The 12899-nt window shown below is 64.1% G+C and carries 9 protein-coding genes and 1 riboswitch; of the genes, 5 read left to right on the forward strand and 4 right to left on the reverse strand.

All coding sequences use genetic code 11. The annotated features are described in order from the left end of the window. Nucleotide 1 precedes the first annotated feature (1 nt). Together AB7532_RS23870 and alaS are read right to left on the reverse strand one after the other, a co-directional pair. The gene (locus AB7532_RS23870; RefSeq protein ID WP_441237138.1) at nucleotides 2–1228 is read right to left on the reverse strand and encodes a cyclic nucleotide-gated ion channel; all 1227 of its coding nucleotides are present in this window, start codon (nucleotides 1226–1228) and stop codon (nucleotides 2–4) included. Nucleotides 1229–1233: 5 nt separating this feature from the next. After that, nucleotides 1234–3912: an alanine--tRNA ligase gene (gene alaS / locus AB7532_RS23875; RefSeq protein ID WP_441237139.1), complete on the reverse strand. Its 2679-nt coding sequence runs from the start codon at nucleotides 3910–3912 to the stop codon at nucleotides 1234–1236. 235 nt (nucleotides 3913–4147) lie between these two features. Next, nucleotides 4148–4239: riboswitch (glycine riboswitch) on the forward strand. A gap of 143 nt (nucleotides 4240–4382) precedes the next feature. Here alaS and gcvT point away from each other — a divergent pair. From gcvT to gcvP, 3 genes are all read left to right on the forward strand, one after another. Further along, a complete protein-coding gene (gene gcvT, locus AB7532_RS23880) occupies nucleotides 4383–5531 on the forward strand; it encodes a glycine cleavage system aminomethyltransferase GcvT (protein ID WP_441237140.1) in 1149 nt (382 codons plus the stop codon). 11 nt (nucleotides 5532–5542) lie between these two features. Next, a complete protein-coding gene (gene gcvH, locus AB7532_RS23885) occupies nucleotides 5543–5911 on the forward strand; it encodes a glycine cleavage system protein GcvH (RefSeq protein WP_441237141.1) in 369 nt (122 codons plus the stop codon). 227 nt (nucleotides 5912–6138) lie between these two features. Further along, nucleotides 6139–9003, forward strand: coding sequence for an aminomethyl-transferring glycine dehydrogenase (gene gcvP / locus AB7532_RS23890; RefSeq protein ID WP_441239346.1), 2865 nt, complete (start codon nucleotides 6139–6141; stop codon nucleotides 9001–9003). Nucleotides 9004–9622: 619 nt separating this feature from the next. Here gcvP and recA read toward each other — a convergent pair. Next, entirely contained in the window at nucleotides 9623–10711 is a 1089-nt protein-coding gene (gene recA / locus AB7532_RS23895) for a recombinase RecA (RefSeq protein WP_441237142.1), read from the reverse strand. A gap of 241 nt (nucleotides 10712–10952) precedes the next feature. Here recA and AB7532_RS23900 point away from each other — a divergent pair, with 241 nt between their 5' ends. Together AB7532_RS23900 and AB7532_RS23905 are read left to right on the forward strand one after the other, a co-directional pair. Then, a complete protein-coding gene (locus AB7532_RS23900; protein WP_441237143.1) occupies nucleotides 10953–11351 on the forward strand; it encodes a response regulator transcription factor in 399 nt (132 codons plus the stop codon). A gap of 148 nt (nucleotides 11352–11499) precedes the next feature. Then, the gene (locus tag AB7532_RS23905) at nucleotides 11500–11775 is read left to right on the forward strand and encodes a hypothetical protein (RefSeq protein ID WP_441237144.1); all 276 of its coding nucleotides are present in this window, start codon (nucleotides 11500–11502) and stop codon (nucleotides 11773–11775) included. 336 nt (nucleotides 11776–12111) lie between these two features. On the opposite strand, the gene AB7532_RS23910 is transcribed toward AB7532_RS23905, so the two are convergent. Beyond that, the gene (locus tag AB7532_RS23910) at nucleotides 12112–12441 is read right to left on the reverse strand and encodes a hypothetical protein (RefSeq protein WP_441237145.1); all 330 of its coding nucleotides are present in this window, start codon (nucleotides 12439–12441) and stop codon (nucleotides 12112–12114) included. Between the last annotated feature and the right edge of the window lie 458 nt (nucleotides 12442–12899).

Genomic DNA, 12899 nt, shown 5'->3' on the forward strand with positions numbered 1-12899 from the left:
CTCAGCGGTCCGTGACCTCGCGCTCGGCCTGCGCCAGCTCTGCCGCCGCGAGATCGCCGGTCTCCTCGAGCCGCGCTTTCGCGGTCATCTGGACGTGGGCGGCGAGTGTCGGCATGCGCGCGATCAGGGCGTGAAAGTCCTGGGCGTCGAGCAGCAGCAGCCGGCTCTTGCGCGTCGCGGTGACCGTCCCGCTGCGCTTCGTCTTGTGCAGCAGTGCGATCTCGCCGAAGAAAGTGCCGTCACCGAGCCGCACCTGCTGGCTCGGTAGCGCGATCTCGACCTCGCCGGCGGTGATGAAATACATCGACGAGGCCGCATCGCCGCGACGGACCAGGATCTCGCCCTGCTCGATGGTGCGCGCCCGCAGGAGCCGCATGATGTCGGCGATCTCCGCCGCCGACAAATGCGAGAACAGCGGCACCCGCGCCAGCATGCCCCAGGTCACGACGAAGTCGCGGCGCCTCACCTCTTCCGCAAACGCAGAGGAGATGATCGCGACCGGCAGCGCGATCATGGCGAAGCCCGAGACGATCGCGAACACCGAGATGAATTTGCCGAGCGGCGTTACCGGCACGACGTCGCCATAGCCGACGGTGCCGAGCGTCACGATCGCCCACCACATCGCGTCCGGAATGGTGCCGAGCTTGCTGGGCTGCACATCACGCTCGATGGCGTAGAGCAGCGAGGCAAACGTCAGGACCACACCGAACAGGATGACGACGCATCCGATCAGCGCTCGCCGCTCGGCATGGACGGCGGCGAGCAGCGAGCGCATCGCCGGCGAATACCGAATGAGCTTGAAGAACGGCAGCACGCCGAGCGCCGCCAGCGTCGCGTGGCGGCCCGTGGCGAGCACGATGGCCGCGGGCAGGAACGCCAGGAGGTCGATGATCCCGAGCGCTGAGAAGGCATAGCCAAGCCGGTCGGCGAGCGCGGAGCCCTTGCGCGGCGTGTGGCCCGCCACCGTCCAGAGCCGTGCGGCATATTCCAGCGCGAACACGATCACCGAGAGGATGGTGATGCCCGCGAACAGCGCACCGTAGTGATCGTCCAGCTCCGGCACCGAGGCCAAAATCATCGCGGCGACGTTGAGCACGATGACGCCGATGATGAGCTGGATGAAGCGCGATCCAGCCGAATAGGCCAGCGGATCGTGCTCCAGCAATTCGTAGAGGCGATCCCTCAAATCGGGATCGCGAAGCCCAGTTCCTCGCGGAACGAGGCGCATCGGGATTAAGCGCCTGCCATCGCTTTTTCGATCGCCGCCAGCGCTTCGGTTGCCTTGGCGCCGTCGGGGCCGCCGGCCTGCGCCATGTCGGGCCGACCGCCGCCGCCCTTGCCGCCGAGCGCTTCGGAGGCGATCTTCACCAGATTGACCGCGTTGAAGCGCGCGGTCAGGTCGGCTGTGACGCCGACCACGACGCCGGCTTTGCCGTCCTCGGTGACGCCGACGATGGCGACCACGCCGGAGCCGATCTGCTTCTTGGCCTCGTCCGCGAGGCTCTTGAGATCCTTCATCTCGATGCCTTCGACCGCACGCGCCATCAGCTTGACGCCGCCGGCCTCGCGCACGCTGGAAGCTGCGCCATCGCCGCTTGACGCGCCGCCGCCCATCGCGAGCTTCTTGCGGGCGTCTGACAATTCGCGCTCAAGCTTCTTGCGCTCGTCCATCAGCGCGGTGATGCGCGCGGGGACGTCGTCGATCGAGGTGCGCAGCTCGTGGGCCGCGGCCTTCGCCAGCGCCATGGTCTCGTTGGCGTGACGGCGGGCGTAATTGCCGGTCAGCGCCTCGATGCGGCGCACGCCGGAGGCGACCGCGCTCTCGCCGGTCAGCGTGATCAGGCCGATATCGCCGGTGCGCCGCACATGGGTGCCGCCGCAGAGCTCGACCGACCAGCCAAGCGCATTGACGCCGCGCTCACGCGCGGTGCGGCCCATCGAGACGACGCGAACCTCGTCGCCATACTTCTCGCCGAACAGGGCGCGCGCCCCGGCCTCGCGGGCCTCGTCAACGCCCATCACGCGCGTGGTGACTTCGTCATTCTCCAGCACCACGTCGTTGGCGATGTCCTCGACGCGGGCGAGCTCTTCGGCCGTGATCGGCTTCGGATGCACGAAGTCGAAGCGCAAACGATCCGGCGCGACCATCGAGCCGCGCTGGGCGATGTGATCGCCAAGCACCTGACGCAGCGCCTCGTGAATCAGATGCGTCGCCGAGTGATGTGCGCGGATCGAGGAGCGCCTGGAATGATCGACCTCGAGCTGGAGCGCGGTGCCGAGCTTCAGCTCGCCGCTCTCGACCGTGCCGACATGCACGAAGAAATCGCCGAGCTTCTTCTGCGCATCGGTGACGCGGAACTTGATGCCGCCCTCGCCCAACAACACGCCGGTGTCGCCGACCTGGCCGCCGGACTCCGCATAGAACGGCGTCTGGTTCAGCACGATCGCGCCGGTTTCGCCCGCCTTGAGGCTGTCGGCTTCCTTGCCGTCCTTCACCAGCGCGGTCACCACGCCTTCGGCGCTCTCGGTCTCGTATCCCAAAAATTCGGTGGCTCCGAGCTTCTCGCGCAGCGGGAACCAGATCGCTTCGGAGGCGGCTTCGCCAGAACCCTTCCAGGATTCGCGCGCCTTGGCCTTCTGGCGCTCCATCGCATCGGTGAACGAGGCCTGATCGACGCCGATGCCGCGCGACTTCAGCGCGTCCTGCGTCAAATCCAGCGGGAAGCCGTAGGTGTCGTAGAGCGTGAAGGCGACGTCGCCGTCGAACATGTCGCCTTTCTTCAGGCCGGCCGACTTCTCGTCGAGAATCGACAAGCCGCGCACCAGCGTCTTGCGGAAGCGGGTCTCTTCCAGCCGCAGCGTTTCCTCGATCAGATTTTCCGCGCGCATCAAATCGGGATAGGCCTGGCCCATCTCGCGCACCAGCGCCCACACCAGCCGATGCATCAGCGGCTCCTTGGCGCCGAGCAGCTGCGCATGGCGCATCGCGCGGCGCATGATCCGGCGCAGCACATAGCCGCGGCCCTCGTTCGACGGCAGCACGCCGTCCGCAACCAGGAAGGCCGAGGAACGCAGATGGTCGGCGATGACGCGGAACGAGGCCACGGTCTGCTCGTTCGGCCCGTGGCCCAGCGCCGACGAGGTCGCGTCGATCAAATGACGGAACAGGTCGGTCTCGAACACGCTGTCGACGCCCTGCATGATCGAGGCCATGCGCTCGAGGCCCATGCCGGTGTCGATCGAGGGACGCGGCAGGTCAACGCGCTGCTCCTTCGTCACCTGCTCGTATTGCATGAACACGAGATTCCAGAATTCGAGGAAGCGGTCGCCGTCCTCTTCCGGCGAGCCGGGAGGACCGCCCCAGATGTGGTCGCCGCGGTCGATGAAGATTTCCGAACACGGGCCGCACGGGCCGGTGTCGCCCATCGCCCAGAAATTGTCCGACGTCGGGATGCGGATGATGCGGTCCTCGGAGAATCCGGCGATCTTCTTCCAGAGGCCAGCCGCCTCGTCGTCGGTGTGGTAGACGGTGACGAGCAACTTGTCCTTCTTGAGCCCGTATTCCTTGGTGATCAGCTTCCAGGCCAGCTCGATCGCGCGTTCCTTGAAATAGTCGCCGAACGAGAAGTTGCCGAGCATCTCGAAGAAGGTGAGATGGCGCGCGGTGTAGCCGACATTGTCGAGGTCGTTGTGCTTGCCGCCGGCGCGCACGCATTTCTGCGACGTGGTGGCGCGCTGATACGGCCGCTTCTCGACGCCGGTGAAGACGTTCTTGAACTGCACCATGCCGGCATTGGTGAACATCAACGTCGGATCGTTGCGCGGCACCAATGGCGAGGACGACACGATCTCGTGGCCGTTCTCGGCAAAGAAGTTCAGAAAGGTCGACCTGATCTCGTTGACGCCGCTCATGTTCATCCAATCGGGTGTGCTTGGACCCGCCAATTTGCCATCCAAACCTGTCGATTTGGGCTGATATCTGCGGGCCACAGCGCTTTTAGACAAGGCCAGCTTCGCTGTCCAGAAACTGTGCAGAGAGATCAGTGGGTTGCCGCAGGCGCGCAATCCCGTTGCAATCCCTTTGGAAAGCCGCAAAGGCCGCGTTGACAGGCTTGGCCGGCCTGTGGTCTGTACCCATCTGTATCGTACGGCCACGTCGGGAGAGACCGGCAACTTGGTAGCCGGCGCCGAAGGAGCAACCGCCCCGGAAACTCTCAGGCAAAAGGACCGCGTGGCTTTGACGACATCTGGAAAGAGGCGCCGACGGGCTTAGGTCCGGACTGCGTCCGCCGACGGGATAATACTCTCAGGCACAGCGACAGATGGGGCTTCGACTGGTGTCCACGGGAAATCGTTCCCGGGGAACCGCCGAGGACCCTGTAATGTCAGTACGTGACGACAAAGACTCCCTGAAACGTACCCCCCTTTACGACTTGCATGTCTCCCTCGGCGGCAAGATGGTGCCGTTCGCGGGCTATGACATGCCCGTGCAATATCCTGCCGGCGTGCTGAAAGAGCACCTCCAGACCCGCACCGCCGCCGGCCTGTTCGACGTCTCCCACATGGGCCAGCTCGCACTTCGGCCGAAATCGGGCAAGGTCGAGGACGCCGCCCGCGCGCTGGAGCGGCTGGTGCCGCAGGACATCGTGGCGATTGCACCGGGCCGCCAGCGCTACGCCCAGTTCACCAATAAGGATGGCGGGCTTCTCGACGATCTCATGGTCGCCAATTTCGGCGATCATCTGTTCCTGGTCGTCAACGCCGCCTGCAAGGACGCGGACGAGGCGCATCTGCGCGCGAATCTCTCCAGCGACTGCGTCATCGATTCGCTTGCCGACCGCGCACTGATCGCGCTGCAGGGCCCGAAGGCGGAATCGGCGCTGGCGAAATTATGTGCAGAAGCGCCCGCCATGAAGTTCATGGATGCCGGTCCGCACAAGGTTGCGGGTATCGACTGTTTCGTCTCGCGCTCGGGCTACACCGGCGAGGACGGTTTCGAGATTTCGGTCCCCGCGGCCGATGCCGCGCGTCTCGCCAGGACGCTGCTCGACAATCCCGACGTGATGCCGATCGGCCTAGGCGCCCGCGACAGTCTGCGGCTGGAAGCCGGGCTCTGTCTCTACGGCCACGACATCGACACCGCGACCACGCCGGTTGAAGCCGCGCTGGAATGGTCGGTGCAGAAGAGCCGCCGCACCGGTGGCGCCCGTGCCGGCGGCTTTCCGGGCGCCTCGAATATCCTCGCTCATTTCGATCACGGCGCATCCCGCCGCCGCGTCGGCCTGCTCGCGCAAGGCCGCGCCCCGGTGCGCGAGGGCGCGCTGCTGTTTGCGGACGACGCAGGCGGTGACGCAATCGGAAAAGTCACCTCGGGCGGTTTCGGCCCGAGCCTGAATGCGCCGGTCGCGATGGGCTATGTGCCCACGAGCCTGAGCGCGCTCGATACAAAGCTCTTTGCCGAGGTGCGCGGGCAACGCTTAGCCCTCACCGTCGCCGCCATGCCCTTCGTGAAAAATACCTACAAACGCTGAGGACTGAGACAATGACCACGACGCTGTACACCTCCGACCATGAATGGCTGGCCATCGACGGCGACGTCGCCACCGTTGGGATCACCGACTACGCGCAGTCCCAGCTCGGCGACGTCGTGTTCGTCGAGCTGCCCAAGGTCGGCCGCACGCTGAAGAAGACCGAAGCCGCCGCCGTCGTGGAATCGGTCAAGGCCGCATCAGACATCTACGCGCCCGTCTCGGGCGAGGTGACCGAGATCAACGACGCACTCGCCGCAGAGCCGGCGCTGGTGAACTCCGACGCGCAAGGCAAGGCGTGGTTCTTCAAGATCAAAATTGCCGACAAGAGCGAGCTCGGCGGCCTCATGGATGAGGCCGCGTACAAGGCGCATACGGCGTGAGATGAGAACTCCAACCTCATTCTCAGTGTCATCACCCGCGCAGGCGGGTGATCCAGTACGCCGCGGCTTCTCGGTTAAATCACGAACGCCTGCGTCTACTGGATGCCCCGCCTTCGCGGGGCATGACAGCGGAGTGATGAGGCGAACCGCTACCACATCATCGCCCGCCCGAGTGCGCATTGCGCACAAGGCGGGCGATGACAGCAACTCCTAAGCGAGGACCCATGATGACCGCGCACCGCAAATCCAACGGCGACACCGCCACCTTCGTTCGCCGCCACATCGGCCCCTCCGCGCGCGATGTCACCGCGATGCTGGAAGCCGTCAGCGCCAAAAGCGTCGACGCGCTGATGGCGGAAACGCTGCCGGCTTCGATCCGACAGGCCGCCCCGCTCGATCTCGGCAAGCCCTTGAGCGAGACCGAGGCGATCGCGCACATGGCCGAGCTCGCACGTCAGAACCAGGTGTTCACCTCGCTGATCGGCCAGGGCTATTCCGGCACGATTTTGCCCGCGGTGATCCAGCGCAACATCTTGGAGAACCCGGCCTGGTACACGGCGTACACGCCCTACCAGCCCGAGATCAGCCAGGGCCGGCTGGAAGCGCTGCTCAACTTCCAGACCATGATCTGCGATCTCACCGGGCTCGACGTCGCCAACGCCTCGCTGCTCGATGAAGCCACCGCCGCCGCCGAAGCCATGGCGCTGGCGGAGCGGCACTCGCGGGTCGAGGCAAAGGCCTTCTTCGTCGACAAGGACGTCCATCCGCAGACGCTCGCGGTGATGCGCACCCGCGCCGCGCCGCTCGGCTGGACCCTGGTCGTCGGCGATCCCCTCACCGATCTCGACAAAGCGGACGTGCTCGGCGCGCTGCTGCAATATCCGGGCTCTTCGGGCGCGGTGCGCGACATCAGGCCCGCGATCGCGGCACTGAAAGCCAAGGGCGCGCTGGCCATCGTGGCCGCTGATCTCCTGGCACTGACATTGCTGGCGTCGCCCGGCGAGCTCGGCGCCGACATCGCGATCGGCTCGGCGCAACGCTTTGGCGTGCCGATGGGCTATGGCGGACCGCACGCGGCCTATATGGCGGTGCGCGATGCGCTGAAGCGCTCGCTGCCCGGCCGCCTCGTCGGCCTCTCCGTGGATTCGCGCGGCGCACCGGCCTACCGCCTCGCGCTCCAGACCCGCGAGCAGCACATCCGCCGCGAGAAGGCGACCTCCAACATCTGCACCGCGCAGGTGCTGCTCGCCGTGATCGCCTCGATGTATGCGGTCTATCACGGCCCGGAAGGACTGGCGCAGATCGCGCGCAACGTCCATCGCCGCGCCGCCGTGCTCGCGGCCGGCCTGCGCAAGCTCGGCTTCACGCTGCAGTCCGAAAGCTTCTTCGACACGCTCAGCGTCGATGCCGGCGCCAGGCGCGCCGAGATCGTCGCTCGCGCGGCCGCCCAGACAATCAATCTCGGCGTCGGCGAAACGAGCTTGCGCATCGCGCTCGACGAGACCACGACATCAGCCACGGTCGAAGCCGTCTGGCGCGCCTTCGGCGGCACGCTTGCCTATGCCGAGGTCGACGCGACCACGCGCGAGGCGCTGCCGGACGCGCTGAAGCGCGCGACCGAATTCCTCACCCATCCGGTGTTCCACGCGCATCGCTCGGAAACCGAGATGCTACGCTACATGCGCAAGCTCAGCGACCGCGACCTCGCGCTCGACCGCGCCATGATCCCGCTCGGCTCCTGCACGATGAAGCTGAACGCGACCACCGAGATGATGCCGCTGACCTGGCCGGAATTCGGCAGCCTCCACCCGTTCGCCCCGCGCGAGCAGGCCAAGGGCTATCACGCGCTGTTCGCGCGGCTGGAAAAATGGCTGTGCGACATCACCGGCTATGACGCGATCTCGCTGCAACCGAATTCGGGCGCGCAGGGCGAATATGCCGGCCTGCTCGCGATCCGCGGCTATCACGCGGCACGCGGCGAGACGCACCGGAAAATCTGCCTGATCCCCTCCTCCGCCCACGGCACCAACCCGGCCTCGGCCGCGATGGTCGGCATGGACGTGGTGGTGGTCGCCTGTGAAAAGAACGGCGACGTCGACGTCAATGATCTCCGCGCCAAGGCGGAAAAGCACTCGGCCAATCTCGCCGCTGTCATGATCACCTATCCCTCGACGCATGGCGTGTTCGAGGAGCACATCCGCGAGATCTGCGACATCGTCCATGGCCATGGCGGCCAGGTGTATCTGGACGGCGCCAATCTCAACGCGCAGGTCGGCCTTAGCAGGCCCGGCGATTACGGCGCCGATGTCAGCCACCTCAACCTGCACAAGACCTTCTGCATCCCGCATGGCGGCGGCGGCCCCGGCATGGGCCCGATCGGCGTCAAGGCGCATCTCGCGCCGTTCCTGCCCGGTCACCCCGCGACGCAAGGCGATGCGCCGGTCGGTCCGGTCTCGGCCGCACCGTTCGGCTCGGCCTCGATCCTGACCATCTCCTACATCTACATCCTGATGATGGGCGGCGAAGGCTTGAAGCGCGCCACCGAGATCGCGATCCTCAACGCCAACTACATCGCCGCGCGCCTCGATGCGCATTTCCCGGTGCTCTACAAGAACGCCAGGGGACGCGTCGCGCATGAGTGCATCGTCGATCCCCGCGCGCTGAAGACGACGTCAGGCGTTACGGTGGACGACATCGCAAAACGCCTGATCGATTACGGCTTCCACGCGCCGACCATGAGCTTCCCGGTGCCGGGCACGCTGATGATCGAGCCGACCGAATCCGAATCGAAGGCGGAGCTGGACCGATTCTGCGACGCCATGATCGCGATCCGCAAGGAGATCGCCGAGGTCGAGGCCGGCCGCTTCAAGATCGAGGCCTCGCCTCTGCGCCACGCCCCGCACACCGTGCACGACATCGCCGATGACGACTGGGCGCGCGCCTACACCCGCAGCGAAGGCTGCTTCCCCGCCGGCACCTCGCGCACCGACAAATACTGGTGCCCGGTGGGCCGCGTCGACAACGTCTATGGCGACCGCAATCTGGTGTGCTCGTGCCCGCCGGTGAGCGATTACGCAGAAGCCGCGGAGTAGGCCCCAACGGAGGTCTCGTAGGGTGGGCAAAGCGACTTGTCCGCCGAAGCTCGCAGAGCGAAGGCGGAAGCGTGCCCACCACCTTTGCATGACGTGACAGATCGTGGGCACGGCGCTTGCGCGCCTTTGCCCACCCTACGGCACTAGTCGTCAGGCCAAAGCATCAGGCTTCCCGACCGAGCCACAAGGCTCTGGCAATGGGTGCCTGCGAGCGTGAGTGCCCAGGCTTGGGATTCATCGATCTTTCCCTGGAGTTCCGCGGGCGCGCTCGCTTGCCAGCGCCCCCTTTCGCGTCCCAGCGGCAAGGCCTCGGTCTCCGAAGCAATTCCAACGAAGGGCAAGATATCGGAATCGTCTTCAAGACGGGCCTCGAAGCTGTGCCTTGCGATTGCTCTGGCACCTTCTATCGGAGACACGCCTCCAGAAAGTATGCTTTTCGCCGCCTCAATAATGATCCGGCGAGCGGCAATGACCGCGGATTGATTCAAACTCACAACGATCCCGGGCTCAACAACTGATCCGATATCCCTTGTACCCCAAAACGAAACGGGCACTGACGACGTCGGCAACTCAACGTCCTCAGCGCCCGCTCCTCGCGAAAAACTCTTCGCGTTAAAGTTTACTCGTCCCCCGGCTCCTCACCGTCGGCGTCGCTCTCGGGCGTGCCGGCCAGAATCTGCTCGGAGATCAGGCCGGAGTTCTGGCGGATCGAGGTCTCGATCTTGGCGGTGATGTCGGGGTTGGCCTTCAGGAACGCTTTCGAGTTCTCGCGGCCCTGGCCGAGGCGCTGGCTGTCATAGGAGAACCAGGCGCCGGATTTCTCGACGATGCCGGCTTTGACACCGAGATCGAGGATCTCGCCCATCTTGGAGACGCCCTCGCCGTACATGATGTCGAACTCGACCTGCTTGAAGGGCGGCGCCAGCTTGTTCTTCACCACCTTGACGCGGGTGGTGTTGCCGACCACTTCGTCGCGCTCCTTGATCGCGCCGATGCGGCGGATGTCGAGGCGGACGGAGGCGTAGAACTTCAGCGCGTTGCCGCCGGTCGTGGTTTCCGGCGAGCCGTACATCACACCGATCTTCATGCGGATCTGGTTGATGAAGATCACCATGGTATTGGACTTGTTGATCGAGGCCGTCAGCTTGCGCAGCGCCTGACTCATCAGACGGGCCTGGAGGCCCGGCAGCGCATCGCCCATTTCGCCTTCGAGCTCGGCCTTCGGCACCAGCGCCGCGACCGAATCGACCACCAGAACGTCGACCGCCCCCGAACGCACCAGCGTGTCGCAGATTTCCAGCGCCTGCTCGCCGGTGTCGGGCTGCGAGATCAGGAGTTCGTCGATGTTGACGCCCAGCTTGCGGGCATAGACCGGGTCGAGCGCATGCTCGGCGTCGATGAAGGCGCAGATGCCGCCCTTCTTCTGCGCTTCCGCCACCGTGTGCAGCGCCAGCGTGGTCTTGCCCGAGGATTCCGGCCCGTAGATTTCCACGACGCGCCCCTTTGGCAGGCCGCCGATCCCGAGCGCGATATCAAGCCCCAGCGAGCCCGACGAGACCGCCTCGACATCCATCGAGCGGTCGTTCTTGCCGAGCTTCATCACCGAGCCCTTGCCGAACTGGCGCTCGATCTGGGAGAGCGCGGCGGCCAGGGCTTTACTCTTGTCCATGGAAGATCCTTCGACGATACGCAGGGCAGAGGTGGACATTGGGTCGTGCTCCTTATGGCGAGGATTCGGGTGCGGGACAAACGATTGGCAGGGCGGCTCGTCGATAAAAACAATGTACCCTATATGTTCTCTGTTCGCAATATGTTCTTTACGGCGACGAGTGGGCCTTTCACCCCCTGGTGGCTTTTGATTTTCGCAGCGGCCTAAGTTCACTTTGGCGCATTGGAACCTTTTTGCTTGCTCCGCGTCGGGTCAAGGGCTGCCGGGGGGAGCATTTTTTGTGTCAGAACAGCTATCGCTTGCGATTCTCGTCGTGGAAGACGAACAACTGATTTGGGCAATCGTTGAAGACGCTCTTGTTGACGGCGGCTTTGAAGCGGAGGTCGCAGCCTCAGGCGAGGAAGCCGTTACATTGCTACAGGGCACCAACAGCAAATATCGCGCGCTCGTCACCGACATTAACTTGGCCGGCACCGTGGACGGCTGGGAGGTAGCAAGATGCGCCAGAGCCATCGACCCTAATTTCCCCGTTGTCTACATGTCAGGGGGCAGCGCCAACCAATGGCCGGTACACGGGGTTCCCAATAGCCTTCTCCTCGCCAAGCCATTTGCGCCGGCACAGTTGGTGACAGCCATTTCCAATCTGCTGAACGCAACCCCCATTCCTCCGACAGAGTAAGGCCGCCCTCAGTGGGCGGCCTCTTTCTTATTCCAGGGCGGCATCAAGCCCGGCTTTCCCGGGCTCTTTTTGGGGCTTCTTGTCGTCCTTCTTTTCGTCGTCCTTCACCTTAAAGCTTCTATTCGGGTACCATTCCTTCAGGCCCCAAGTGCCGCGCCCCTACGCCAATCCCGAAGTCGCCGCGCGCAAGTGGATCGAGATTGCCGCTGGCATCGAACCGACTAAGGATGGCCGCAAATTCATCGAGAAGATCAATGCGCCGTTCCTGTTCACGCTGAAGGCAAAGGGAAGCGAGCGATGCGAAGCGCCGCGACCGCTTCAGGTCGCAAAACCGCAGAGTAAGGTCGCCGCGAGGCGGCTCATTGGCCGCTGCCTCTCTTCTCTAGCGATGAAACCTAAGCTTGGGCCCGCGCTTGTAAGATAATGCAGCGAGTTCATTTGGTTCGTGTGATGACTGACAGCGGCGAGCGGCAAATTTGGCTCGCAGCAACCGGTCGTGACGAAGCCGTTGACCGCGTACTGGACGTCATTCCCGAGGGTTGGAGCGCCAGCCTGATACAACGCGAACTTAGCGCCGATGATGCTGCAGCGTTGAACTTGAATCCTGGAGAGGTTCGGCAACACCGTGTGTCCTGATCTGGCTTCCTGATCGAGTTCAGCCGGGCCGTCGCCTTTGGCCTCCCTGGGATAAAGGGTGATGCACCGTTTGCGACAATGTCGAGGGCTTCAAGACAGTGTTCGACAAGGACGGCTGGACGGTTCACGGAGGGCTCGTTGCGTTCTGCGGGGCGTCTCTGGTCTGGTCAAATCGTCGCAAAGCTCGCTCGCGCTTTGTTGCGTTGCGCCGGTTCTTTTCGATTGACGCATTCCAAGCTCGCATTTCCTGCTCGTTGAATGATCTTTGTCTCTCGGCTTCACGCTGCAGAGTTGCCGTCACGTTGGCTTGCGTTCGCGCACTCTTCCATACGAAGTAAATCGCTAGCCCCACGCAGGCATAGAAAGGAACCATAACGACCAGCGCCCAAAAGAGGCCGACCATAAAAGCGGCAAATAACAGCACGCCAAGAACAAGCGCTATCGCAACATGCATCGAACTCTCCCAGAGGACCCGCACTACTGGGGCTCGGTTGGCTTGTCTCGCTCGTGGCTTTCGGCCTCGGCGGCTGCGCACGCGTCCATGCCATGGCACTTGCTGAAGTAATATCGGGCGCTTGCCCCTACTGACACGGTGAGCGCCACGATCAGGAGTACAAAGATCCACCGTCGATTAAACATCAGCATCCTTCGATCTGCGGGGTTGAGGTCAACGCGCCGACAAGCGAGTGGTCCCCTCAAGAAAGTTGATTTTGCTTCCGATTCTCCCCAGCGGACTGCAGTCGCACAAAATGCCGCCCAGGTGTAGTTGCAGCCAAATGCGCTCAACCGCGAGCTGCCAGCCCGGTGTGTCAAACTCGCGAGGAACAAGTCGCGCTGCATTCGATTGTTCACACTGCAGCCCCTGCACTTCAGCGCGATATGATGGCCGTTCGGTTTTGCCGCGCGGGCTTT

This window comes from Bradyrhizobium sp. 930_D9_N1_4 (genome assembly GCF_052076015.1).
Lineage (GTDB): Bacteria > Pseudomonadota > Alphaproteobacteria > Rhizobiales > Xanthobacteraceae > Bradyrhizobium.